The sequence below is a fragment of the Nostoc sphaeroides genome (assembly GCF_003443655.1).
Classification (GTDB): Bacteria; Cyanobacteriota; Cyanobacteriia; order Cyanobacteriales; family Nostocaceae; genus Nostoc; species Nostoc sphaeroides.
Window position 1 is genome coordinate 1,646,034 of record NZ_CP031941.1, and the last position, 24,839, is coordinate 1,670,872.

Consider the following 24,839-nt stretch of genomic DNA (forward strand, 5'->3'; position numbering starts at 1 on the left):
ATTCTTCAACTCATCACTCCTTACTCATAACTCTTAACTCCTAACTCTTAACTCAGCACTCAGCACTCCCATGCGCCTCCCCTTACCACAGTTTGCTACTGGCGATCGCCATCCCAATCACATTGCGGAGGTGATTGAGACTACTAGTACTGAGTTTCTAGCTCAGTGTTTGGAACCACCAGATTTGAGCTTTCCCTCGATGCCACCCTTTGGTAGCTGGGTCTGTTCTGTAGATGAAGAATCGGGCAATCAAGTTTATGCTGTCATATATTATGCCACCACAATGCCCATAGATTCCGTACACCGGGCTAGAGCTTTGGGGTTGTCTTTGCAAGACTTACGCGAAGAACAACCCCAGATATTTGCCATGCTTAGAACAGAATTCCGGGCTGCGATCGTGGGATTTGAGCAATCTTCCCAGAATCGAGGTTATAACCAAAGAATATATCAGTATCTACCACCCCGTCCTCCGCAAATTCATCAAGCTGTTTATCGGTGCGAACCAGAAGCAATCATTAAATTTACTGAAGAATTAGATTTTTTGCGGACACTCCTTTCTATTAACGGTGCGCCAGTAGAGTCTTTGACCGCAGCTGCCATTCGAGATATATACCAGTTACGCAAAACTGACCGAGAATGGCTAATTAAAGCTGGACGTAGCTTGAGTGTGCTACTTAAAGACGACTACGATCGCTTGCGGTTTATTTTGAGTCAAATCCATCCGTAGGTAGTTAGTTCCGAGACAATTGCCTAGTTAGTGTAAGTTAATATATTTGATTTTTCCTCAGGTGGCTTCTAATTTTATTTATATCGATTAAGCGATCGCCCCAAGGTAATCGCAGTTTTACCATAGCCCCTTCATTCCTACATGATGGAACTCATATCACAAGTTCTTGCTCTGGAGCCAACTTCCCAAGTTCTTGGCAAGGAACCAATTGTTCCTTTTGCTATTTTGCTGGTGGTTATCTTAGTTATACCGATCATGTTTGAGCGGCTAAGATTACCAGGATTAGTGGGTTTAGTTTTCTCAGGGCTAGTACTGGGCCCCTCAGGCTGGAATCTATTTCAGTCGGACTCGCCGATGATTAACCTGCTATCAGACATTGGGTTAATTTACTTGCTGTTTGTCGCAGGGCTAGAAGTTGATCTAGAACAGTTTCGCCGGCAAAAAAGTCGTGCCTTCGGGTTTGCTAGCTTAACTTTCAGTGTCCCCCTGGTGATGGGAACCTTAGTAGGGCTGATTTTAGGCTATGACTGGAATACTTCAATATTAATTGGCTCTTTATTCGCTTCCTATACTCTTTTGGCATATCCCATTATCAGCCGTTTGGGAGTGGTCAAGAACGAAGCTGTTACGGTAACAATTGGAGCTAAAATTTTTACAGATATTGGCGCAGTACTGATATTAGCCGTTTGTGTAGGCGTCGCTGATGCTGGAGAATTCAGCTTTGCTAAACTACTCACCTTGTCGGGTTGGTTAATTATTTACTCTGTTGCCCTTGTCATCGGCTTTGATTGGGCAGGCAAAGAATTTTTCAAACGGTCTGGAGACGACGAAGGAAACAAGTTTTTGTTTGTGTTGCTTTCTGTGTTTCTGGCGGCTGTAGGCGCTCAATTGATTGGTATAGAGAAAATTGTTGGTGCTTTTTTAGCGGGTTTGGCGGTAAATGAAGCTGTAGGGGAAGGCCCAGTCAAAGAAAAGGTGGTATTTATTGGCAGTGTGCTATTTATTCCGATTTTCTTTGTTGATCTTGGCTTAACGATCAATCTACCCGCCTTTGTGAACAACCTAGCCACGCTCAAGTTAACGCTGTTGATGATAGTCGGTTTGATTGTCAGTAAGTTAATTGCAGCTTTTTTCACAAAACTGATTTACCGCTATAACTGGCAAGAAATGCTAACCATCTGGTCGCTATCACTTCCCCAGGTTGCGACAACCTTAGCAGCAACGTTAGTGGGATACCGGGCTGGGTTGCTGCCGCTAGAAGTATTACACAGCGTCATTGTCTTAATGGTTGTCACATCAACCTTGGGGCCGTTGCTCACTAATAGAATAGCTGTTGGTTTAAATTCCTCACGCGCCGAAGATCCAGCACCACCCCAACCTGACCAAAACGCACCAAAAACAGACAGTGCTTTTACTATAGTCGTACCTGTCTATAATCCTCATACTGAGCAGTATTTGATTGAAATGGCAGCATTATTAGCGTGTCAGTGTAAGGGGAAAATCATACCACTTGCGATCGCTAATGCTACCGCTCAAATGGATGCACCGCAGTTAGAAGCCTCTCTACAACGGAGTGAGCAATTATTAACCAAAGCCACGGTACACAGTCGAGCATTGGGTGTAACCACAGAACCAATGCTGCGGATTGATGATGCCTTTGCTCAAGGAATTAGCAGAGCGGCTCGTGAACAAAAGGCTAATTTAATCGTTATGGGTTGGGGTAAACGGACTGGGTTACGAGCGCGTTTATTTGGAAATGTGATTGATGGTGTGCTTTGGGCATCCCATTGTCCAGTAGCGGTGACACGTCTAGTAGAATCACCGAAGAAAATTCAGCGCATCTTAGTACCAGTAGAAAATTTAACAGCACCGACATTACAGCCTGTACAATTTGCCCAGATGCTAGCAGAGGCAAATCAGAGCCATATTACTGTACTGAATGTGTGCGATCGCCGCACTAGTTCTAGTAAAATCGCTTGGAGGCGATCGCATCTCTCCCTATTGGTATCTCAATTAGCTTTGACTAATGCCCCAGAAATTCAAATTATCGCTCATGAAAATGTTGCTCAAGCAATTTTGCAGGCAGCGCGATTATATGATTTAGTCGTTTTACCTTTTATACGTAATCGTACCAACCCTGGAGGATTAGCCATTAGCGATGTCACAACTCAGTTAGCCAGACAACTCACCTGCTCCATTGTGATGCTTGGAGAACCCCAACGCACTCAAACCACAAATGTAGTTATGTCTAACACAGTTACCACCATAACATCTGCTGTATGATATGAAGCATAGTTAAGTCCACTCACATGGACTTAGGCTGCGTTGGTTAGTCCGCCGGAGGCATCGCATTGACAAAAATCTTTGCAACAAATGAATCACCTGTAGAGGAATTTCCTGAAATGATATAAGCTTCTGCACTTAAATACAGCGCAGGATCTTGGTAAATGCGACAACTTGACTATTGCAAAAATATGGGTAATCGTAATACCTTGAACTGTGGAAAGTGTCAACCTATTCCTGCATCCAATAGAAAACAGCTTTAACCGTAAAAACACTTTATATTGTTGAAGATTTGATGAACTTTAGGTGAAAGACTGACAAATTTTGTTATTTTACTAGTTAAATTATTAAGGAAACAAGTAAAAATATAACAAAACTATAAATGTAGAAAAATAAGAAAGTTCAACAACACTTTTTGATTGAACTTTATTCTTTTTTTAGTTCTGTATTTTTGTCCCCAACCTGGGTAATCTAAAAGATAAGTGCAATAGCTACTGAAAATATTGTAAGTAACTGGGAAACTATGAGAATTTTGGTGACGGGTGGTGCTGGGTTTATTGGTTCCCATCTCATCGACCGACTAATGACCGATGGGCATGAAGTAATATGCTTGGATAATTTTTACACTGGTCACAAACGGAACATCCTTAAATGGTTAAATAACCCGTACTTTGAACTGATCCGCCACGATATTACCGAACCAATTCGGTTAGAAGTGGATCAAATTTATCACTTAGCTTGTCCTGCTTCACCAGTACATTACCAGTACAACCCAGTTAAAACCGTTAAAACTAACGTGATGGGAACACTCAATATGTTGGGGCTGGCTAAACGTGTGAAAGCTAGGTTTTTCTTGGCTTCAACCAGTGAAGTATACGGTGATCCAGAAGTTCATCCCCAAACTGAAGAGTATCGGGGTAGCGTCAATCCCATTGGGATACGTTCATGCTACGACGAAGGTAAAAGAATTGCTGAGACTCTAGCATTTGATTACTATAGGCAAAATAAAGTTGATATTCGAGTTGTTCGGATATTTAACACCTACGGGCCGAGAATGTTAGAAAACGATGGCCGGGTGGTGAGCAACTTTATAGTTCAAGCCTTGCGGGGTAATCCTTTAACCGTTTACGGTGATGGTTCGCAAACTCGTAGTTTCTGCTATGTTTCCGATTTAGTCGAAGGATTCATCCGCCTAATGAATAGCGACTACATAGGCCCAGTAAATCTGGGTAATCCTGGTGAATATACGATTTTGCAATTGGCACAAGCCGTGCAAAATATGATTAATCCAGACGCGCAGATTAAATTTGAGCCACTACCTTCGGACGATCCCCGGCGTCGCCAGCCTGATATCACAAAGGCAAAAACTTGGTTAAATTGGGAACCGACTATTGCTCTGCAAGAGGGGTTAAAACTAACAATAGAAGATTTTCGCGATCGCATTCAAAGCGATGTAAATAATTCAACCACCTGAGTAGCGCTTAGAGTTGCTCTAAATTTCATGCAAGCTCACCCTATCGGTAGCTAGTATGCTTAGTGGCTGAGTTGAGTGCCAATGTCTAAGTGTCATATTGATACTTCTTTTAAAAAACTAACCCCAAAAAAAGTGAGGAGTTAAAAAATGCGTGTTTGCGTGATTGGTACTGGTTACGTTGGTTTAGTTACAGGTGCTTGTTTGGCTCATATTGGGCATGATGTAATTTGCGTAGACAATAACGAAGAAAAAGTTAAGTTAATGAAGTCTGGGCAGTCCCCAATTTTTGAGCCGGGACTCTCAGAAATTATGCAATCTGCCATTCAAGCAGAGAAAATTCATTTTACTAGCGATCTGGCTGCTGGAGTTGCCCACGGAGAAGTTCTGTTTATTGCTGTAGGAACGCCACCTTTACCGACTGGTGAAAGTGATACTCGTTATGTTGAAGCTGTAGCCCGTGGGATTGGAGAAAATCTCAATGGTGGTTATAAAGTCATAGTGAATAAATCTACAGTGCCCATTGGCTCAGGTGACTGGGTACGGATGCTGGTTCTAGATGGTGTTGCTGAACGGCAGAAAACATTAGTACCCGCAGGTGGGGTTGCGAGTAATGAAAAATTACCTGAGTTTGCAGCCGAGTTTGATGTAATCAGCAATCCAGAGTTTTTGCGCGAAGGTTCGGCAGTTCACGACACCTTCAACCCCGATCGCATTGTACTAGGAGGCAATAGTCAAAGAGCAGTAGGCTTAATGCGACAACTCTATGCCCCAATTGTAGAACGCAAGTACGCTGTTGATCAATCTTTACCCCCTGTGCCAATTTTGGCAACAGACCTGAGTTCGGCGGAGATGATTAAATACGCCGCTAATGCTTTTTTAGCCACTAAGATTAGTTTTATTAACGAAGTTGCTAATATTTGCGATCGCGTCGGTGCTGATGTCACCCAAGTAGCTAAAGGTATCGGTCTAGACTCCCGCATTGGTAACAAATTTTTACAAGCTGGTATTGGTTGGGGTGGTTCTTGTTTTCCTAAAGATGTCTCCGCCCTGATTCACACTGCTGATGATTATGGCTATGAAGCCCAATTACTTAAATCTGCTGTCAGCGTCAACGAACGCCAGCGATTGATTGCTTTAGAAAAACTCCAAAAAGTTCTGAAAATTCTCAAAGGCAAAACAATCGGACTACTCGGACTGACCTTCAAGCCCGATACCGACGACTTACGCGATGCTCCAGCCCTTAACCTAATTGAGCAGCTAAACCGACTGGGAGCCAAAGTTAAAGCCTTTGACCCCATTGTTTCCCAAACAGGTTTACGTCATGGGCTTTCTGGTGTACTAGTAGAAACCGATGCCGAAAGACTAGCTGACGGTTGCGATGCCTTAGTACTCGTCACTGAATGGCAGCAGTTCAGCACTCTCGACTATGTGAAGATGGCAAAATTGATGGCTCACCCCGTTATCATCGACGGTCGGAACTTCCTCGACCCGGAAGCAATGATCCGGGCTGGATTCCAATATGTAGGGGTGGGAAGATAGAGAGTTAGGAGTTAGGAGTTAGGAGTTAGGAGTTAGGAGTTAGGAGTTAGGAGTTAGGAGTTAGGAGTTAGGAGTTAGGAATAATCAATAACAAAGTACCGCCTAGAATATTCTAGGCGGTATTTAATTTTTATAAAGTTTTATATCAAATTTGGGTAATTACTTGTAATAAAATTCAATACGGTTCAGGTTGTGTAGGTTGGGTTGAGGAACGAAACCCAACATTTCCGGGGTTTTGTTGGGTTGCGCTTTGCTTAACCCAACCTACAATTTTCTACAAAGCCAAGCATATTAGATTACAAGTGTTTAACTGAACCTGATATTACGCAAAGCCGATCGGGAAAACCTTACTTGGCGTTTTTGCGTGTTTAATTTCTGCTCAAGCGCTATTTGGGATACGTTCAATTTCAGCATATCCACTGAAAATAAGTTTTTGACCTTCAGTTTCTAATCGGTTGAGCCGCATTTTCACTCCATCGAGGTCAAAACGATCAAGATCGACCATATTATCTAAAATTTCTACCAGCGCCACGCTCAAGGTTTGCGAGATTTCCCGTTGTGCTTCTGGCACTTGGTCAAGTTGAATTTTCGGATCTTTAAAAGAAACTCGCCGCCGCCTTTCAATGCCTATAGTTAAAATCATGCTCAGAGGAACTAGTTCGCCATTATTTAAATCTGCTTTTGCTACAAGCTGTAAGCGATTTCCTGGCAATAGCTGTACCTGAACTTCCGTAAAGGAGACTGGTTCACCGCCAGATAATTCTGTTAGTGATGGTACGGTGAGGTTAAGCAGGCGCTTTTTCACCAGTTCCGCCCTGAAGGCTTGGTTTATCCCTGCTTCTGATAAAATTACTTGAGCGATCGCTTGAGTAGGTTGCTTAAGACTGAGTTTGCCACTTAAAACCGAGCCGAAGTCAATGGCTACCGCATCGGTTTCAAAAGACATCTCCTCTACCGCGAAATCTTTCCGAATCACCAAGCCACGACCGCTCATTTTGAAGCTATCAATGCTGCCTTGCAAGAGCTTGCTGGAGGGATAGCAGCGCACAAAGACTTCTACTGACTCGCTTTGGCTAAACAGGTGGCGAATCGTTTGGCTAGCGACAGTGTTGAGCATCCGCTCTCCCCAATCTGTGCCTTTAGGATCTTGTAAACCAGTAAGTCCGCCGAACATGTGGTTTTGGGTCTCTAGAAGTTCTTTGTACTTTTGTAACAAACTGTGAAGAATACAGCAAGCGATCCCGCGATTAATTATGCTGATGGGTAGGTATAGGATGGCTGATGGTTGACACCTAAGTGTATTCTATATTACTAAATATTAGCCTTGATTGCTCTGTAAAAGGCAAGTTTGACCAAATAATTATTAATTCAGAATTCATAATTCATAAATTTTATGGCGATCGCTGCCCACAATGAAATTTTTGAATCTTGGTGGTCTACAAGAGCGTGGTGGCGATCGCTGCCCACAATGATAGCAAAGGGTAAAGCCAACTCTTAGAGAGGCAACGCTATGAGCGAGTCCGCTAGCGTCTTGCAATTATGAATTAGTAATTATTAATTATGAATTAGATTGACCTTAAGATTCACGACTCAGAACTACTTAATATGGCGGATAACTTCAGCAACTGACCAAGCTTGAGCGATCGCACCTCTAGGCTTATGAGGTGCATCGCCATCAAAAATCTCAGAAATAGAACCAAGACTTACGTCAAATAGGAAGTGATCTAGTAGAGGTTGCCAATCAAAAGGCAGCGATCGCTGTGGATAAAAACGTTGCCAAGCCCGAATATATGGGCCAATTAGCCAAGCCCAAACAGTGCCTTGGTGATAAGCGCGATCGCGTTGCTCTTGATTACCCTCATATCTCCCCTTATATTCGGGATCTCCTGGATCAAGACTGCGAAGACCATAGGGGGTGAGTAAGCTGACAGTTGCCAAATCTAATACTTGACACCCTTGCTGTTCAGAAAAGGCGCAATGGTGCAGCGACAGCGCCAAAACCGCATTAGGACGAATTTGAAAATTCCGGCGATCGTCCGGCTCAATAGTATCGTACAAATAACCCAGATGAGGATTCCAGAACTTTTGTAGCGAGATTTTCACATTTTGTGCTTGTTGAGCATAACGCTGTGCTTGCTTAGTGAGACGCACTGGCGAACCATACTCAAGCTGGCTCAATCGTTCTGCCCACTGACTTAGCCAACATAAAGCTGAATACCACAGCGCATTGATTTCCACTGGCTTACCGTAACGGGGAGTAACAGGGTGTCCCCCAATTACGACATCCATCCAGGTAAGGGCTACACCAGGAGCATCCCAACTAACTAGCCCATCGGTAGCATCGATCTGGATATTGAAATGTGTACCACCGACAAATGCTTTGTAGATTTGCTGCACTATCGAGAATTGCTCTGCCAAAAATTCCCAGTCTTGGGTAGCTTCTAAATAAAGTCCTAAAGTTTCAATCCACCACAACGCTGCATCAATACTGTTATAAATTGGTTCTCCATTGACATCAGGAAATGCATTAGGAATCAAACCGTGGCGACAATAATGCCCAAAAGTCCGCAATACTCCTTTTGCCAGGTCAAAACGTTGTGGAACAAGTGCCAATCCCGGTAAGGCGATTAATGTGTCGCGTCCCCAGTCATTAAACCAGTGATAACCAGCAATGACCGTAGGGCCAGCAATTGAGGCTCGATAGACGATAAACTGATCGCTTGCTTTGAGTAGTTGTTGGTTAAGTGGGGATTGGGGATTGGGTATTGGGGATTGGGTATTGGAAAACTTTTCCCCAGTCCCCAGTCCCCAGTCCCTAGCCCCTCCTTTACTCCATCCAAAAATCTGAGAGAGCCGTTTTTGCTCTGCCTCTACTGCTTCTGCAAAGGTTTCGGAGGTGAGAACACCTGCCATCGAGTCGGGAAAACCTACTCGTGCTTCTAGAGTGACTGTATCTCCTGGTTGCAGTGTGACTACCAAGTAACCAGGACTGTAGAGGTCTTCCTTGTCGCCTAATCCCCGTTTTGTCTCCTCTGGCAATCCATAATTCCAATACCAAACTGCATCTGTTTGATATATTCCTTGTGTCCAGCGCAAGTGCCAAGGTATACCGAAATGCCCAGAATTTTTTGCTTGCAGACAGACTTGCTGTTGCCCAAGTAATTGTGAGAACTGTAATCTTGAACTAACAGTTTGCTGGTGGTGAAAGTCACGTTCTGCTATCAGCAGTCGCAGGCGTAAAATCGCTGTGTCACTTCCCTCGTAGCGATATTGGATTAAAATTCGATGGCAAAATTGGGCAGGGGCATTGCTTACCCCCCCTTGTCCCCTTGTCCCCTTGTCCCCCAGTCCCCAGTCCCCAGTCCCCACCAAACCAGAAGGCATCAGCAATTGTCTAGTTAAGTGCCAGTTATCTTGACTCCAAATCCATTTTGGAACTGGGTTAATATCAAAAGAGCGTAACAGTTCGTACCCCGTCGGCTCAATTTGACCGTTACCCCAAAAATTTGTCCCCAGTGCGACAACGCTCCCTAATACTTCCAAGCTAGCTTCTAGGTGCGACAACAGCAGAGTGCGATCAGAAGGAGGGTTTGTCGCGGCAAACAGCCAACCGTGATAAGTGCGTGTGCGGACATCCGAAACTGTACCACTGGCAAAACTTCCTAAGCCATTGGTAAGCAACCATTCTCTTGTATCTAAATCAAGCATTTGCTACTCAAAATCGTTATGAGTATGATATAGTCGTAACAGATCGTAATTAAACTGTGAAAGCGTGAATGGGTAAGTTTTACTTGACCCAAATTCCAACGCTACTAAACCGATAAAGGAGAATTAGGTTAATGTCCCTTACTTACGGAACCGAAGGAAGCCTCCGCGTTGGCCAACAAGCTCCCGATTTCACAGCAACGGCTGTGGTAGATCAGGAATTTAAGACAATCAAACTTTCCGATTATCGCGGTAAGTATGTCGTCCTGTTTTTCTACCCATTAGACTTTACCTTTGTTTGTCCCACTGAAATCACAGCATTTAGCGATCGCTACGAAGAATTCAAGAAAATCAATACTGAAGTCCTTGGGGCTTCTGTTGACAGTGAGTTCTCCCACCTCGCTTGGATTCAAACAGATCGTAAGTCTGGTGGCGTCGGCGACCTGAATTATCCTCTAGTGTCCGACATCAAAAAAGAGATTAGCGCCGCTTACAACGTTCTTGATCCAGCAGCAGGCATTGCTTTGCGTGGTCTGTTCATCATAGATAAAGATGGTATCATACAGCACGCCACCATCAACAATCTAGCTTTTGGTCGCAGCGTTGATGAAACCCTGCGGACATTGCAAGCAATTCAGTATGTTCAGTCTCACCCCGATGAAGTTTGCCCAGCTGGTTGGCAACCTGGTGACAAGACAATGAATCCTGATCCAGTGAAGTCTAAAGTTTACTTCTCTGCTGTCTAAGTTTCGCTAGCTATCTAATCCATTCTGTTGGAGTTGAGAGCAAAATCAACGAAAACCACAGATAAACAGAGATACACATAAACAGTGTTAACCTCGGTATCTATCTGTGGTTTTTTAAATAAAATGGTATTTAAACCGCGTCTATCTTGAAACCTGTAGTTCAACGGTTTTGAAAAGGATTTGCCCTCATCCCCCAACCTATCCCCCAAATCTGGGATTCGGGGAGCCAGAATTTCAAAGTCCCTCTAAGAGATATGGGAGAGGGATTTAGGGTGAGGGCAAAAACTGCTGTTATCAACTTAGATGAGGTTTAAATAATCATTGTTAAAAATAAATATCTCAATCTGAACAATGATTGTGATATATACAGCGTATTTCAGGTGAATGAGGTACGGAGTAGGGGCATGGCAGTGCCATGCCCTTACAATTATCTGTACCTCACCAACTTGCAATCTGCTGTAAAATGCCAAAAATCAATTATCAATAACTCTTTGACAATCTAAAATCCAAAATCCAAAATAGTATTATGCTTACTTCAACTGATTTTAGTGGCTTATTAAATGAGCGATTCTTCGGCAATTTTTTACCAGTTCCAGCGACAAATAAACTCCGATTAGGAGTAGGAACGCCAGATTTTCAACTGCCAGATATTACCAATGGAACTTTAGTAAAATTGTCTGATTATAAAGGCAAGCAACCAGTGTTACTCGCCTTAACTCGCATCTTTACTGAAAAACAATATTGCCCCTTTTGTTTTCCTCATATTAAAGCTTTAAATGAAAAATACGAGGAGTTTAAAAATCGCGGTATAGAAGTTTTAATGGTTACTAGTACCGATGAACGGCAGAGTCAAATAGTTGTGAGGGATTTAGGTTTACAAATGCCATTATTGAGTGACCCTAGTTGTAGAGTATTTCGTACCTATCAAGTAGGACAAGCACTGGGAGCGCCATTACCAGCACAGTTTGTATTAGATAAAGAAGGAAAACTCCGCTACTGGCATTTATTTTCTTTTTTGGATCACAATGCTAGCGTTGAGACTTTGTTAGAACAATTCAATTGAGTGTAAAGTGTAAATGGCAATGCCTACCTCAGCGCTATTTCATTCTCATCTAGCCCGCCTCAGAATGAATTCTGAGTCTAATAGCGAAAGTCATCTGAGGCAAAATATCCCACACCTGCGATGTTGCCTAAAGATGCCAAAGATTTAGCGATCGCCCGCATGGTACAACTGGTAACTGTGAATTCATTACCTGATTAATCTAGAGACGCGAAGTTTCGCGTCTCTACAAAGGTAAATATTTTAAGTAGTCGGACAAAAATATTTACAGTCATTGCGAGCGTTCGCGTTAGCGTCTCGAAGAGAAGCGAAGCAATCCCAGCCCTTGCGATTGCTTCATTCCGCTTCGCTCCATTCGCAATGACATTGTGTAATTAATTCTGTCTGACTACTTACAGCTTGACTTGCTGTAAATGACTGCGGGGATTATAAGTACGTATAGCCCGGATTTTTTCATAATATTCCCGCTCTTGCTGGCTGAGGTCTTTTGGTGGTGCGATCGCCACCTTCACCAGCTGATCGCCACGTCCACCCTTGGGGAGGGGCCAACCTTTGCCACGTAAACGCAGCGATTGACCAGAACGCACTCCTGCTGGTAGCTTGACATTAACTAAACCATCGGGAGTGGGTACATCAATAGATGCTCCTAAAGTAGCTTCATCTGGCGTGATTGGCACTTCGCACACCAAGTTATCGCCTTCCATTTGGAAGAACGAGTGCGGCTGAAGTTCGACTTTTAGGTATAAATCCCCTCGTTGTTGAGTCATGGGGTTGATTTGACCTTTGCCCCGCACGCGCAGACGAGTACCAGGTTTAGCGCCAGATGGGATACGAACATCAATTGTTTCGTTACCTAAACTAAAGCGCTTTTGCACACCATTAAATGCTTCAGCAAAAGTTAGAGCGATCGCAGCTTCACTATCTTGGGAAGTACCCGTACTTGTATCACCAAACCCATAATCGTTAAAGGTGCTGCTAAAACCACTCGGCCCACTTGTGGAACTCTGATAAGAGTAATTATTTGAGTAATTATTTGAGTAATTTGAGTAATTTTGTGAGTAACTTTGTCGCCCACCACGAGGAGTAGCACCACCAAAGCGTCCTAGCAACTCATTAATAAACTCATCAAAATTTCCGTATTGACTGAAGTCAAAGCCACTCATATCAACACCAGCGCCGCCAGATGAGAAACCTTCACCAGCCTGTTTCCAATATTGACCAAATTGGTCGTATTTTTTGCGTTTATCTGGGTCTGACACAACTTCGTAGGCTTCGCTAACTTCTTTAAAGCGTGCTTCTGCCTGTTTGTTATTTGGGTTGACATCAGGGTGATATTTGCGGGCTAGTTTACGAAAGGCTTGCTTAATCTCCTCTTGAGTGGCAGTTTTACTAACTCCCAAAATTGCGTAATAGTCTTTGAAGTCGGTTGCAGCCATCTATCTACCAGCCTCCTATAGAAATTCCTGTTATGTTTTTTTAAGATAAGAGATGTTAGTTTGCCCGGTATAGTGCCAAAGCATTGAGAATCTGACTTTAAATTAACAAAGAATATAGAAATTCAAGTGTGGTTCTCGCTCAACAAGCGATCGCAATTTCCGTACTCCGATTTTTCTGATAAGCGGATCAGCCTGTCTAGTCCCTCTTCCAGGCTTGGGGGGGCATCCCGGAGTTGACGGTGCATCCGCAAGATGATTTCTTCAGGAACTTGGCGCGATCGCTTTTTATTCCGTGCTAAACACAGCCACACTGGCGTATCCACCCAAATTCCCGTAATGTGGGTAAAACCCAAGTCACGGGCTAAAGCAATAACTTCACGACGATGGCGGCGCTGGGCATTGGTAGCATCGAAAACAGCTGTATTCTTTGTAGAAATAGCTTGCTGAAATTGCCGTTCAACTTCTTGCCAAATCACCAGCCACGGCCCCTGAATGGCTTGGGAACCGAACAGTTGCCCCCGGATGCCATCGGTAGAAATCAGCAGCATCTGGGGGCATTCTGTGAGTAATTGTTTTGCCAAAGTTGACTTACCGCTACCTGGAAGACCAATCAATAAAAAAAGTGAGGAGTGAGAAGTTAGGAGTGAAGAATTAAAACTCAGGAGTGAAGAGTAATCAGAATTTTTAGTCATTAACTCCTAACTCCTAACTCCTAACTCCTAACTCCTAACTCCTAACTCCTAACTCCTAACTCCTAACTCCTAACTCCTAACTATTAAATGATGGTTCCATCAGGAATTACAGCATTTTTCAACACGACAACGATGCCACTGCGGATATAGAAACCTTGACTTTCGCGTTCAGCTTCTTGCACATTATCTTTATTGATAATTTTGACATCGTGACCGATGCGGGCATTTTTATCGATGATGGCACCGCGAATGGTAGTGTCTGTACCGATACCTACAGGAATGTCATTTTCTACTAAGCTACATTGGCGTTCCACAGAAGCTTGGTAAAAATCTGCACCCATGAGCAAAGATTCTTCGATGATGCAGCCAGATTCAATCCGCGATCGCACTCCTAAAACTGAATGTTGAATGCGGCAATTTTTCAAAATGCAACCTTCCCCAATAATTGATTCTGTGATATGGCACTCTAAAAGTTTAGTCGGAGGCAAGTAACGAGCGCGGGTATAAATTGGTGCTTTTTCATCGTAAAAACTAAAGGGTGGCTGGGGCTGCTGAGTCAGTGCTAAATTGGCATGATAAAATGCCTCGATTGTCCCAATATCTTCCCAGTAGTCATCAAAAAGGTAAGCTTGAACGTTGTAATCTTTAGAGGCATCAGGAATAATTTCTTTACCGAAATCAGTCCTTTCTATACCTTCTCTCAACAACTTGAACAAAACCTCTTTTTTAAAGACATAAATCCCCATTGAGGCGATATAAGGCTGTTGCTGGGCCTGTTCTTTTGATAATCCCAGTACACTTGTATCAACACGCATTTTGGTTAACGCTTCACCTTTGGGTTTTTCGCTAAAATCGATTACCCTACCAGAATCGTCAATTTTCATCAAGCCAAAATCTGAGGCGCGACGCTCATCGATGGGGATGACTGAGAGAGTAATATCAGCCCCGGTTTCCCTATGGCGCTGGATAAACTGGCGATAATCCATGCGGTAGAGGTGATCGCCTGAGAGGATGAGATATTCTTCTACATCCCATTCTTCCATTAACCACAGATATTGACGTACAGCATCGGCTGTACCTTGGAACCAGTTAGGGTTTTCTGGTGTTTGTTGTGCAGCTAGTACTTCCACAAACCCTTCGCTGAAGCCCGTAAAGTTATATGTACGGGCGATATGACGATTCAGGGAAGCTGAGTTGAATTGTGTCAGGACGTAGATTTTGAATATTTCGGAATTGATGCAGTTACTGACAGGGATATCGATTAGGCGGTATTTCCCCGCTACTGGTACTGCTGGTTTAGCACGGAGTTTGGTTAGCGGGTAAAGCCGAGTACCCGCGCCACCACCAAGAATGATTGATAAAACTTTTTTCACAAAATTTCTCCCGACTGCCTTTCAACTCTCACTCTCAGTTTAGGACTGTCTGCCACCACAGGTAAGGGGGATCATCTGATTCTTTGGGATGAATTTTACAGAATGCTGGTAGTGTATGGATGGTGCGGCTGATAAGTATAAATATAGAACATTTGTATTAATTGGGATGAAAAATGGGGAGCGATCGCTATAGACCAGTCACAAGTAAGTAATTTATGAATTTCTGCTAAAATCAAGTCAAAACTCAATCTTTAGGGACTATTGTGGACAGCATTGAGAAAATGAAGCTTTACAATCTCGTATACTACTACATGTGCAGTTTGGGCAAGGTCTAGTAAAATCAGTATTTTCACTAATAACATCAGAATTTTCACTAAAACTACTTACATCACCAGATCCTGCAAAATTATCAGCAGAACCATCAAACTTTTCTTCCAGAATGATTTTCCCGAATCTAATAGTTCTATCTTCACTAGCAGACGCTATTAATTGATCGTCTTCGTAATTGGGGCTAAAACTAATGTCATATATTTCATATCCGTGGGCTACTAAAGTTTTACTGAGAGTCCCATCAATTTGCCATAACTTAATAGTTCTATCTTCGCCGACAGAAGCAAGTATCTGATCGCTGGGACTAAAAGCCAACCCATATATCTCTTTTTTGTCAGCTTCGATGGTAGTTAAGAGTTGACCATCTTTCCAGAGCTTAATTATGCCATCACGACTACTAGAAGCCAGAAGACTACCATCATGACTAAACCTGACAAAAGTTGCCGATATTTTATGATGACCAATCACTTTTGGAGTTTTTGTATTTAAATCCCACACTTTGACGCTTCCGTCTTGATAGCCAACAACAGCAAGCTTTGCGCCATTAGGATGAAAATCAACACTATAAGATCCTTGGGGATTTTCTAGGATTTCCAATTCTTTTTTTGTAATTGTATCCCATATCTTAATTGTTCCATCTAAACTAGCTGTGGCAATTTTTTTACTATCTGGACTAAAACTGAGATCGAGGATAATATCTGTATTTCCTAAAAGTTCTCCTAAAAATTCTCCGCTTTTGGCATTCCACAGTCTGACTGTCTTATCTGTGCTAGCAGAGGCAATCATATTACCGTTACTAGGGCTGTATCTCACACGCCATACTTTATCTGTATGACCTGAAAGTGTCTGCGATTCTCCGCTTTCAATATTCCAGAGTTTGATTGTTTTGTCCCAACTTCCAGAGGCTATGGTTTTACCATCAGGACTAAAACTTATGCTGTTTACTGCATCTTGATGACCTGAAAAAAGATATGATATTCTATGATTAGATACGAAGTTAGTCATTGATTGTTACCTTTATTTCCTATGAAATTTATTTTTGAATAAAAACTAAAAGTTTTGTTTTTGGTGCAGATTTTTGCAAATATTATACGCCATTTTAAAATTGGATTTTCGATTTTTATATAAAAAATCCCAAATATAATTACAGCTATATTTTTGAAGTTCATATATTTTATTGTAATCAGAATAATTAATATTATTGTGTTTACCAATTATTTTCCAAAGTTTGATACTCTTATCTTCACCTGCTGAAGCAATAACTAAATTACTTTCTTGCTTAGGGTTAAAACTTACATCATAAACTCCACCAAGATGACCTCTTAGAATTACTAAAGGTTTGCTGAGAGTCCCATCAATTTGCCATAACTTAATAGTTCCATCTTCACCGACAGAAGTAAGCATCTGATCGTTGGGACTAAAAGTCAACCCATATATCTCTTTTTTGTCAGCTTTGATGGTAGTTAAGAATTGATCATCTTTCCAGAGCGTAATGATGCCATCACCACTACTAGAAGCCAGAAGACGACCATCATGACTAAACCTGACAAAAGTTGCCGATATTTTACGATGACCAATTATTTTTGGAGTTTTTGTATTTAAATCCCACACCTTGACGCTTCCATCTTGATAGCCAACAACAGCAAGCTTTGCGCCATTCGGATGAAAATCAACACTATAAGATCCGTTTCTACCTTGGGGATTTTCTAGGATTTCCAATTCTTTTTTTGTAGTTGTATCCCATATCTTAATTGTTCCATTGAAACTAGCTGTGGCAATTTTTTTACTATCTGGACTAAAGCTGAGATCGATGATAATGTCTGTATTTCCTTCGAGTTCTCCCAAAAATTCTCCGCTTTTGGCATTCCACAGTCTGACTGTCTTATCTGTGCTAGCAGAGGCAATCATATTACCGTTCGTAGGGCTGTATCTCACACGCCATACTTTATCTGTATGACCTGAAAGTGTCTGCGATTCTCCGCTTTCAATGTTCCAGAGTTTGATTGTTTTGTCCCAACTTCCAGAGGCTATGGTTTTACCATCAGGACTAAAACTTATGCTGTTTACTGCATCTTCATGTCCTTGGAAACGGTTTGACTCTCTTACTAGATCAATTACATTAGCTTTTAGTTGATCTACAGCATTATTATTTTCTGCTCCTATATCTCTTAAATCTTCTAGTGCTTTGATACTTGCTATCATTGCTTCCAGTTGATTGTTAGTTTCCAAAAGCTGTAAAGGTTCAGAAATTAAAGCTTGAATCGCTTTATTTTTATTCTGTTCTGCCCTAATTCCAAACCCAATGGTAAAAATAGCCAGTAATGTTAGTCCATAGGCTGACGCGATCGCTAGTCTAGTTCGTTGTTTTTGATATTTAGCACTTGCCTCTGCCTCTTTTGCTCTTGCAGCTTCGGCTTTAGCTTTATCTTCTGCTGCTATAGCTTTTTCAATTTCGGCTATGGCTCTAGCTTCTGCTTCTTTTTGTCGAGACTCTGCTAGTTCTCTAAGTTGACGCTCCTGCTCTAATTGAGCTTGAATTTCTCTGTCACGTCTCTCCAAACTCTTACGTAAAAATTCTGTTTCTAATGGCGTAAGTTTTCGCTGAGTCTTATTCGCCCACTCAGAAAATCTAGCTAATTTTGCACCCGCTAATAGTGCATCATCCGCTTTATTAAACCTTTGTTGCCATTCGTAGCAATCTTCTTCTAAAGACCGACTCAGACGAATATTTTCTAAGTTTTCAGCAATCCAAGTATTTAATAATTTCCACTCAGATAAAAGTGCTTCATGAGCAACTTCAACCGTCTTTTCATCAGTGATAATCAAACGTTGTTGAGAACCTGCTAGCAATCCTACAACTCGTTGCAATTGTTGCGGAGAATCTGAAATTGCATCTAATCTATCCCAGCTAGCACGCCGCCGCGTCACTTCTCCAGCTTCACCTAACTGCACCAATTCCATAAACAAGCAACGCGCAAAGGCTTGATCTATAGTCGTTAAACTTTCATATAAAATTGTCGCTCGTTTATCTAAAGCTCCTTTAACGCCGCCAATTTCTTCATAGCCTTTGCGAGTTAAAAGCGGTTCTGGCGATTCAGGTTCCTCAATACAAACTCGCCACAATTCTTTAAGCGCGTATTGCAGTATAGGTAATGCACCCGGACGGTTGATAACATCAGCAGAAATTTGCGAAACTAAACCATGCTCAAACGTGACACCATGTAATTTTGCTGGTTTTTCTATTGCTTCTTCTAACTCAGTAAAAGACATTGGTGTGACGATAAATGATGTGGGAGGAATGCTATTGATGAGAGTAATAATTTCTAAATAGTCAGCACAACGATTTAAGAAATCACCGCGAATTGTCAAAATTATCCGCGTTTCTCCCTCACCCTTTTTTACTTCCTGTGCTATTAAGCGGATAAAAGCTTTGCGTTCCTCATCGTCTTGACAAAGTGTAAATACTTCTTCAAATTGATCGATAAATAATAGATGCGGTTGATTTTGCTGCTGTTGTCGAGTCAAAATATCAACGAGTTTACCTAAAGGATGCTCTCCTGGTGTAAAAGATGCGATCGCCCATTGACTGCTTCCAGGGAGGCGATCGCCTTTCAGTTGCGGTAACAAACCTGCTTTTACTAAAGAAGATTTACCACTACCTGAATAGCCAATTACAGCCAAAAATCGACTCTCTGCTAAACGCGAAACTAGGGTGCGAACGGCTTCATCTCGTCCACAAAAATATTGCGCTTGCTCTAATTCAAATGCATAAAGTCCCCGATAAGGATTTTTTTTATTGAAAGCAATTTTTTTTCCTGTAGGAATATCTAATTGGGGATAAGTAACCAGAGTAATGGAACGTCCCCAACCCATGCGAATCGGCTCCTGAACGGAACCTTTCAGTTCATTGCTGATGAAATCAAACAAGCGATCGCCACTAATTCGCCTACTATTACTACTTGCATTTTCTATTGCCAATCCCTTAACAACTGCACCTGTGAAAATGCTGTATTCTTCACTTTTAATTACTCCGGCGCGTTCAAAGCCACGACAAGCTGTAATTAAGTAATAATCTTTTTGTGAACTGAAAGTGTTAAGAGTTCTTTCTATTAATTGTCTTTCTAAGAAATAGCCGCTATGACAGCAATCGAGTAGCATCACTAAACTACTCAATTGCGAATCTCGAATTAACTCGTTAAGGCTATCTAGGGGAATACCATATTTTTGCTCCACAATTTGGTTTCCCGCAACTTCAATCTGAGAATCAGAAGTCGCCAAATATCCCTTTTGTTGTCCCAAACTGTCGGAAATAGTAAAACCGTGTCCGCTAAAATAAATTAGCGCTTCATTATTAGCAGCTTGCTCTAGTAAAAATGTTCTCAAATCTTGGCCAAGTTGAGCGCCAGTAACTTTTGACGCTGCCATTTCATAGCCGTTTTTATCTTTATTCCAACGCTGTGGTAGTCTTTGTACAGACTGGAAATCACCATATTGCTCTAAGAGTCGCGCGATCGCCTCAGCATCATTTATAGTCTTCGACAAACGCGGTAATGATGGGCTAATATACTCGGCGATGCCAATAACAAGCGCGTATCGTGCCATTTAACACACCTTATCTTGGGAAATGCGGGATAATCTTGACAGATACAATCAATGGCTGTGTTACTAATAACAGCATCATTTGTTATTTTCGCCGCAAGCAGGCTGAAATTTTTCAGACACGATACAAAAATTTAACAGAGGTAGCCGATGTCAGAAGTACAGCAACTATTTTTCCAAGCAGATGGGGAAATTGAGCAGATTGAGATTAATGTCACAGCAACCGAAACAACTCAGGAAATTGACGAGGATGATGATGGCATAGAATACAAGGATGTGCGAACAGATGCGATCGCTCGGATGCAACAAGCTCGTCAAATGATTCGCTCTTATACTATCTATGCTCTTAGTGCTTTTAAAGACTTCAATACTGCTGAGATTGAGGAGGTAAGACTTAAATTTGGCATTAAGCTGGGTGGTAAGGCAGGTATCCCTTACATTACCGAAGGCTCTGCTGAAAGTAATCTGGAAATTGAGGTGAAGTGTAAGTTTCCAGAAAAACCAAAACCTGATTCACAGTAACAGCAAAAAATCTATTTCACTGCTACTTCGGTGTATTTATTCTCCTATTAACCAAACCTAATTGCTGCGATCGCTTCAAATATTTCACCCAAGGTTGCTCTGATAACTGAGAAATGGCATTTAGTGACAGTGTTGCCGTGAAAATATCTTTACCACTGGTAACACCATTGACACCAAAACTTTCTAAAACAGCAGTTGCAGCAGAGTTTAAAATTGGTTCAGTATGAATGAAAACCGTCAAACTCGGTTTTTCTGAATTTTGAACATCATTAAGCGCTGTAGCAAGAGCCGCATCTAGTTTCTGATAATTCATCAGCAACTCCTAATTAAAAAAGGTAGACAGTGATTGTCTACCCTAACTTATCAAAGTTATAGGTTTTTATTGTCTACCCTTGTACAGAAATAAGGGAACTCCAAAAAATAAATTATTCCACATTAAAGTCGTTGACTGTTGACTGTTGACTGTTGACTGTTGACTGTTGACTGTTGACTGTTGACTGTTGACTGTTGACTGTTGACTGTTGACTGTTGACTGTTGACTGAAAACTCGTGAACCGTCAACAGTGAACAATAGCAATGGAATATTTTTTTACTTGCAAGTCCCTAATATCTACCTTTCTCAGTCTAATTACAAATTAGCTGCGTTAATCACTCCATAACCCCATTTTTCATCAAATGTGCCTGGGGGTTTTCCAGGAATAGCACTATTTTTACGGAGCAAGTCTTTCACACCAGCCGGATCAAGTGTATGATCGCGCTGCAACAGTAGTGCCACTAACCCACTAACAAACGGTGTCGCCATACTCGTACCAGCCCGTACCACAAACTTGGAATTAATCATCGATGAGCGGTCAAAATTTGCATCGGCGGAAAGGGTGGAAATAATCATTGCTCCGGGTGCTGCTACATCCGGCTTGTGTCCATTATTCCGTAGCGGCCCTTCACTACTGAACTCCGAAATAGTATGCAATTCTAACCCCATTTCTTGCTCTTTATTATCAATATCTGTGTACTTGGTTTTAGTAGTATAGGCAGCAACTGTAATTGCACTGCTGGCGGCTCCCGGCGAACCAATTTTTACCGCATCCTTCACACTTTTACCTGTAAAAAACACTGATGAAGTATCATCTAGTGTCCACACATTCAAACATGTGTCAGTTGAAGAACAGTTACGGACTCGCAGTTGCCAAATACCTCCCATGACTGGCGAGGGGTCAATACCGCGTATTTGCACAAAGAAATTATGGTCGCCGTTGGCTTTATCTGGCGCTGGTGTCGCTAATTGCACCCGTGCATCTGGTAACTGATAATCTTGTGCGGCATTACCCTCAGTAATTATTTTTTGGAAAGGGGTAACAAAACCGTTAGGACTCCGCAGCGACACTTCCAATTCGCTGTCTTTGGAATACCAACCGTTTAACCAAACTATGTCTATTTGATTCAAAGGGACATTAAAGCGCATACCACAAGTGCGTCCACTGGGTATCGTCGCTTGACCATGAATGTTATCGTTCCCTTCGTTACCCGCAGCACAGCAAACAATTTTTCCAGGGCCAGTTTCGGCATCAATAACTTTGGATAAAGAATCACTACCATCATGGGCGTCAGCATGTCCACCCAAGCTGAGATTTACCACTGCTGGGCGTCCCAATTCTCTAGCAACTCGGAAAATGTAACGCACAGAATCAGCAATGTGGGCATCCTGTAAATCTGACCTGACGATAACTAATTCCGCTTCTGGTGCGACACCGCCATAGCTAGCATCAGCACCGGCAGCAATTCCCGCAACGTGAGTACCATGACCCCCAGTATCCTGAGAAATTGTTAGTTGCGCTCCCGTCAATTCAGCCCCATAGCGGCCTTCCGTCACTCCTGGCCCTGGCAGTGTTTGATCCCAAATGTGTAAAATTCGTCCAGCAAAGGCGGGGTGTTTCGGATCAATGCCACTGTCTATAATGCCGATGATTACTCCTTTACCAGTCAGTCCCGTTTTATTCTGGAACTCCGGCAATTTGACTGTTCCTAGTGCAGTGTCCATCTTCAAATGAAGTTTGCGTGATGGCTTAATGCGTTGGATGATATCTTCTTCAGATAAGACTTTTAAACTCTCTATCGGTAAAAAAGCCGTCCGCACACTCCCAGAGTTTTGATTGACTTCAATATTATATTGTGATAGATAACTTAAGTCTGCATCATGGTCGCAGTAGATAAAAACGACGCTCTTAGTGGGCTTGACTGGGCTTTTGTGGGCAATGATGCCAAGCGATCGCTTGTGTGTAACTAAAGCTTGATCTCCTTCATTTTGATAGTCTTGAAATGCCAAAAGTAATCCGGGAGAAAGTTTTTCGTGCCTCATTTTTACCTCAAATTAAATTTATTGGGAGCTAGAAGCCCAGAATTAGTGCAAGCCGCAGATCCCCGACTTCTCTAAGAAGTCGGGGATCTTGTTTCTCACGAATAATTCAGGATTGCTATAGTGATAACATTTGCTCAGAAAACATAGTAGATAACAAATGGGGAACAGTTTTCCCAATGCCCCATGCCCAATTCCCAATTCTCTATCATAAGTAAGAGCCATAAAGAAGCTAAGATTTGCAACGATCGCTTCTAAAGCTACAAAGAGTTATCCATGCAAATTCAAACACCAGACTGGGTAAAGCACGCGGTTTTCTACCAAATCTTTCCAGACCGCTTTGCCAGAAGCAAACAGCCGCGCAAACGGCTATTGCAGGAAGCCCGTTGGGAAGATTGGGACTCTATGCCAACACTCCAGGGCTATAAAGGCGGCGACTTATGGGGCATCATGGAGGGTTTAGACTACATCCAGGATTTGGGAATTAACGCGATTTACTTTACACCCATTTTTCAATCCGCCAGCAATCATCGCTATCATACCCACGATTATTATCAAGTTGACCCCATGCTAGGCGGCAATGCGGCTTTTAAGGAATTGCTTGATGCAGCCCATCAACGGAATATCAAAGTTGTTCTAGATGGCGTATTTAACCATTCCAGCCGGGGTTTTTTCTTCTTCCACGACGTTTTAGAGAATGGGCCACATTCGCCTTGGGTAAATTGGTTCAAAATTGAAGGCTGGCCCCTTTCAGCATACAATGGAGAATTACCTGCAAATTACGTGGGTTGGGCAGGAAATCGTGCTTTACCAGAATTTAACCACGACAACCCAGAAGTGCGGGAATATATTATGGAAATTGCCGAATATTGGATTAAATTCGGCATTGATGGTTGGCGATTAGATGTACCATTTGAAATAAAAACACCTGGATTTTGGCAGGAATTCCGCGATCGCGTCAAGGCAGTCAATCCCGAAGCTTACATTGTCGGCGAAGTGTGGGGAGATTCCCGCGAGTGGTTGGATGGAACACAATTTGACGGCGTGATGAATTATCTATTTGCAGGGCCGACAATTGCCTTTGCAGCAGGCGATCGCGTAGTCTTAGAACAAGTCCAAAGCCGCGACTATCAACCCTACCCACCCTTATTTGCCACCGAGTACGCCACCAAAATTCAAGAAGTACTGCAACTTTACCCTTGGGAAATTCAGCTAACTCAACTGAATTTGCTTGCAAGTCACGATACAGCCCGATTGATGACCATTGCAGGCGGTGATATAGGTAGTATAGAATTATCAACTTTACTGTTACTCACCTTTCCCGGTGCGCCCAGCATTTACTATGGTGATGAAGTTGGTTTACCTGGTGCAATAGATCCAGACTCACGTCGTAGTTTTCCTTTAGAGAGTAACTGGAATCAAGAAATTTTCAATACTCATCGTCAATTAATTGCCCTGCGCCACACATACCCAGCCTTGCGTACAGGTGATTACCAAGTTCTCCATGCTCAAGGACAAATTTATATCTTTGCGCGAACTTTAGGGACAGAGGAATTAATAATTGCCGTCAACGCTGGCACAAGTTCGGCAACAGCCAATACAGATGTCGTCAGTTTGCGGACTCAACCCAACAAACTGTTATATGGAACTGCTGAAGTTGAGTGGAATAGTCAAGGAGAAACTCAGCAATTGTCATTGACTGTTCCTGCACGCAGTGGCTGCATTCTGGGAGTAGGGAGTAGGGAGTAGGGACAATACGGTTCGGTTAAGGTTTTTTGATGAAAATTATAGATCACAAATCCGCGATAAATCGCCGTCAAGACGAAAGACTGATTATTGTAGAGACGGCGATTCATCGCGTCTCTTGTCTTAACCGAACAGTATTGCGAGTGGGGAGTAGGGAGTGGGGAGTAGGGAGTGGGGAGTAGGGAGTGGGGGGACTCAAATCAGTGAACAGTTATCACAGACGATTTTCTTAACTGATAACTGATAACTGCCCA

Annotated in this window: 20 protein-coding genes and 1 pseudogene; 10 read left to right on the forward strand and 11 right to left on the reverse strand. The window is 42.5% G+C overall.

Annotation, left to right across the window (positions count from 1 at the left end):
- The first annotated feature begins 70 nt into the window (after nucleotides 1–70).
- The 4 genes from D1367_RS07605 (at nucleotide 71) to D1367_RS07620 (ending at nucleotide 6,023) form a co-directional block, all read left to right on the forward strand.
- The gene (locus D1367_RS07605) at nucleotides 71–727 is read left to right on the forward strand and encodes an HAS-barrel domain-containing protein (RefSeq protein ID WP_118165358.1); all 657 of its coding nucleotides are present in this window, start codon (nucleotides 71–73) and stop codon (nucleotides 725–727) included.
- Nucleotides 728–871: 144 nt separating this feature from the next.
- Nucleotides 872–3,010 carry a cation:proton antiporter domain-containing protein gene (locus D1367_RS07610; RefSeq protein ID WP_118171196.1) on the forward strand — a complete coding sequence of 713 codons (2,139 nt, stop codon included), beginning with the start codon at nucleotides 872–874 and terminating at the stop codon, nucleotides 3,008–3,010.
- A 523-nt stretch (nucleotides 3,011–3,533) separates the two neighbouring features.
- The gene (locus D1367_RS07615) at nucleotides 3,534–4,484 is read left to right on the forward strand and encodes a UDP-glucuronic acid decarboxylase family protein (protein WP_118165361.1); all 951 of its coding nucleotides are present in this window, start codon (nucleotides 3,534–3,536) and stop codon (nucleotides 4,482–4,484) included.
- A gap of 147 nt (nucleotides 4,485–4,631) precedes the next feature.
- Nucleotides 4,632–6,023, forward strand: a complete 1,392-nt coding sequence (locus D1367_RS07620) for a UDP-glucose dehydrogenase family protein (protein ID WP_118165363.1) — start codon at nucleotides 4,632–4,634, stop codon at nucleotides 6,021–6,023.
- A gap of 379 nt (nucleotides 6,024–6,402) precedes the next feature.
- Here D1367_RS07620 and D1367_RS07625 read toward each other — a convergent pair whose 3' ends face one another.
- Both D1367_RS07625 and D1367_RS07630 read right to left on the reverse strand, forming a co-directional pair.
- Nucleotides 6,403–7,197 (reverse strand): LmeA family phospholipid-binding protein, encoded by a 795-nt coding sequence (locus D1367_RS07625; protein ID WP_181985097.1) that lies wholly within the window; start codon nucleotides 7,195–7,197, stop codon nucleotides 6,403–6,405.
- A gap of 422 nt (nucleotides 7,198–7,619) precedes the next feature.
- Entirely contained in the window at nucleotides 7,620–9,731 is a 2,112-nt protein-coding gene (locus D1367_RS07630; RefSeq protein ID WP_118165368.1) for an amylo-alpha-1,6-glucosidase, read from the reverse strand.
- Between the two features lie 131 nt (nucleotides 9,732–9,862).
- Between D1367_RS07630 and D1367_RS07635 the strand changes: the two genes are divergently transcribed.
- The 3 genes and pseudogenes from D1367_RS07635 to D1367_RS32110 form a co-directional block, all read left to right on the forward strand.
- A complete protein-coding gene (locus D1367_RS07635; RefSeq protein ID WP_069068387.1) occupies nucleotides 9,863–10,474 on the forward strand; it encodes a peroxiredoxin in 612 nt (203 codons plus the stop codon).
- A gap of 526 nt (nucleotides 10,475–11,000) precedes the next feature.
- Nucleotides 11,001–11,537: a peroxiredoxin family protein gene (locus tag D1367_RS07640; protein WP_118165370.1), complete on the forward strand. Its 537-nt coding sequence runs from the start codon at nucleotides 11,001–11,003 to the stop codon at nucleotides 11,535–11,537.
- A 96-nt stretch (nucleotides 11,538–11,633) separates the two neighbouring features.
- Nucleotides 11,634–11,726: pseudogene (locus D1367_RS32110) on the forward strand (glutathione S-transferase family protein); the annotation flags it as partial.
- Nucleotides 11,727–11,926: 200 nt separating this feature from the next.
- Here D1367_RS32110 and D1367_RS07650 read toward each other — a convergent pair.
- The 6 genes from D1367_RS07650 to D1367_RS07670 form a co-directional block, all read right to left on the reverse strand.
- Nucleotides 11,927–12,970 (reverse strand): DnaJ C-terminal domain-containing protein, encoded by a 1,044-nt coding sequence (locus D1367_RS07650; protein WP_118165372.1) that lies wholly within the window; start codon nucleotides 12,968–12,970, stop codon nucleotides 11,927–11,929.
- A 122-nt stretch (nucleotides 12,971–13,092) separates the two neighbouring features.
- Entirely contained in the window at nucleotides 13,093–13,662 is a 570-nt protein-coding gene (locus D1367_RS07655; RefSeq protein ID WP_118165374.1) for an AAA family ATPase, read from the reverse strand.
- An 83-nt stretch (nucleotides 13,663–13,745) separates the two neighbouring features.
- Nucleotides 13,746–15,035, reverse strand: coding sequence for a glucose-1-phosphate adenylyltransferase (locus tag D1367_RS07660; RefSeq protein WP_118165376.1), 1,290 nt, complete (start codon nucleotides 15,033–15,035; stop codon nucleotides 13,746–13,748).
- Between the two features lie 95 nt (nucleotides 15,036–15,130).
- A complete protein-coding gene (locus D1367_RS31690) occupies nucleotides 15,131–15,283 on the reverse strand; it encodes a hypothetical protein (RefSeq protein ID WP_220451011.1) in 153 nt (50 codons plus the stop codon).
- A 10-nt stretch (nucleotides 15,284–15,293) separates the two neighbouring features.
- Nucleotides 15,294–16,370 (reverse strand): WD40 repeat domain-containing protein, encoded by a 1,077-nt coding sequence (locus tag D1367_RS07665; RefSeq protein WP_118165378.1) that lies wholly within the window; start codon nucleotides 16,368–16,370, stop codon nucleotides 15,294–15,296.
- Nucleotides 16,371–16,415: 45 nt separating this feature from the next.
- Nucleotides 16,416–19,967 carry an nSTAND1 domain-containing NTPase gene (locus tag D1367_RS07670; RefSeq protein WP_118165380.1) on the reverse strand — a complete coding sequence of 1,184 codons (3,552 nt, stop codon included), beginning with the start codon at nucleotides 19,965–19,967 and terminating at the stop codon, nucleotides 16,416–16,418.
- Between the two features lie 147 nt (nucleotides 19,968–20,114).
- On the opposite strand from D1367_RS07670, the gene D1367_RS07675 reads away from it, so the two are divergent.
- Complete coding sequence (locus D1367_RS07675; RefSeq protein WP_118165382.1) at nucleotides 20,115–20,486, forward strand: CU044_2847 family protein; 372 nt, start codon at nucleotides 20,115–20,117, stop codon at nucleotides 20,484–20,486.
- Between the two features lie 22 nt (nucleotides 20,487–20,508).
- On the opposite strand, the gene D1367_RS07680 is transcribed toward D1367_RS07675, so the two are convergent.
- The 3 genes from D1367_RS07680 to D1367_RS07690 all read right to left on the reverse strand — a co-directional run bounded on the left by D1367_RS07680 (nucleotide 20,509) and on the right by D1367_RS07690 (nucleotide 22,842).
- The gene (locus D1367_RS07680; RefSeq protein ID WP_118165384.1) at nucleotides 20,509–20,799 is read right to left on the reverse strand and encodes a hypothetical protein; all 291 of its coding nucleotides are present in this window, start codon (nucleotides 20,797–20,799) and stop codon (nucleotides 20,509–20,511) included.
- Between the two features lie 122 nt (nucleotides 20,800–20,921).
- The gene (locus D1367_RS32705; RefSeq protein WP_267255542.1) at nucleotides 20,922–21,047 is read right to left on the reverse strand and encodes a hypothetical protein; all 126 of its coding nucleotides are present in this window, start codon (nucleotides 21,045–21,047) and stop codon (nucleotides 20,922–20,924) included.
- Between the two features lie 67 nt (nucleotides 21,048–21,114).
- Entirely contained in the window at nucleotides 21,115–22,842 is a 1,728-nt protein-coding gene (locus tag D1367_RS07690; protein ID WP_118165388.1) for a S8 family serine peptidase, read from the reverse strand.
- A 273-nt stretch (nucleotides 22,843–23,115) separates the two neighbouring features.
- Between D1367_RS07690 and D1367_RS07695 the strand changes: the two genes are divergently transcribed.
- Complete coding sequence (locus D1367_RS07695; RefSeq protein WP_118165390.1) at nucleotides 23,116–24,588, forward strand: glycoside hydrolase family 13 protein; 1,473 nt, start codon at nucleotides 23,116–23,118, stop codon at nucleotides 24,586–24,588.
- A gap of 29 nt (nucleotides 24,589–24,617) precedes the next feature.
- Nucleotides 24,618–24,767 (forward strand): hypothetical protein, encoded by a 150-nt coding sequence (locus tag D1367_RS30590; RefSeq protein ID WP_181985098.1) that lies wholly within the window; start codon nucleotides 24,618–24,620, stop codon nucleotides 24,765–24,767.
- The last annotated feature ends 72 nt before the right edge of the window (nucleotides 24,768–24,839 follow it).

What these genes read in the sequence shown, in the direction of transcription:
- D1367_RS07675 (WP_118165382.1), top strand. Translation starts at nt 20,115, where the DNA reads ATGTCAGAAGTACAGCAACTATTTTTCCAAGCAGATGGGGAAATTGAG.
- D1367_RS07610 (WP_118171196.1), top strand. Translation starts at nt 872, where the DNA reads ATGGAACTCATATCACAAGTTCTTGCTCTGGAGCCAACTTCCCAAGTT.
- D1367_RS07680 (WP_118165384.1), bottom strand. Translation starts at nt 20,799, where the DNA reads ATGAATTATCAGAAACTAGATGCGGCTCTTGCTACAGCGCTTAATGAT.
- D1367_RS07615 (WP_118165361.1), top strand. Translation starts at nt 3,534, where the DNA reads ATGAGAATTTTGGTGACGGGTGGTGCTGGGTTTATTGGTTCCCATCTC.
- D1367_RS07640 (WP_118165370.1), top strand. Translation starts at nt 11,001, where the DNA reads ATGCTTACTTCAACTGATTTTAGTGGCTTATTAAATGAGCGATTCTTC.
- D1367_RS07635 (WP_069068387.1), top strand. Translation starts at nt 9,863, where the DNA reads ATGTCCCTTACTTACGGAACCGAAGGAAGCCTCCGCGTTGGCCAACAA.
- D1367_RS07655 (WP_118165374.1), bottom strand. Translation starts at nt 13,662, where the DNA reads ATGACTAAAAATTCTGATTACTCTTCACTCCTGAGTTTTAATTCTTCA.
- D1367_RS07665 (WP_118165378.1), bottom strand. Translation starts at nt 16,370, where the DNA reads ATGACTAACTTCGTATCTAATCATAGAATATCATATCTTTTTTCAGGT.
- D1367_RS07605 (WP_118165358.1), top strand. Translation starts at nt 71, where the DNA reads ATGCGCCTCCCCTTACCACAGTTTGCTACTGGCGATCGCCATCCCAAT.
- D1367_RS07690 (WP_118165388.1), bottom strand. Translation starts at nt 22,842, where the DNA reads ATGAGGCACGAAAAACTTTCTCCCGGATTACTTTTGGCATTTCAAGAC.
- D1367_RS07630 (WP_118165368.1), bottom strand. Translation starts at nt 9,731, where the DNA reads ATGCTTGATTTAGATACAAGAGAATGGTTGCTTACCAATGGCTTAGGA.
- D1367_RS07620 (WP_118165363.1), top strand. Translation starts at nt 4,632, where the DNA reads ATGCGTGTTTGCGTGATTGGTACTGGTTACGTTGGTTTAGTTACAGGT.
- D1367_RS30590 (WP_181985098.1), top strand. Translation starts at nt 24,618, where the DNA reads ATGAAAATTATAGATCACAAATCCGCGATAAATCGCCGTCAAGACGAA.
- D1367_RS07695 (WP_118165390.1), top strand. Translation starts at nt 23,116, where the DNA reads ATGCAAATTCAAACACCAGACTGGGTAAAGCACGCGGTTTTCTACCAA.
- D1367_RS07650 (WP_118165372.1), bottom strand. Translation starts at nt 12,970, where the DNA reads ATGGCTGCAACCGACTTCAAAGACTATTACGCAATTTTGGGAGTTAGT.
- D1367_RS07670 (WP_118165380.1), bottom strand. Translation starts at nt 19,967, where the DNA reads ATGGCACGATACGCGCTTGTTATTGGCATCGCCGAGTATATTAGCCCA.
- D1367_RS07625 (WP_181985097.1), bottom strand. Translation starts at nt 7,197, where the DNA reads ATGTTCGGCGGACTTACTGGTTTACAAGATCCTAAAGGCACAGATTGG.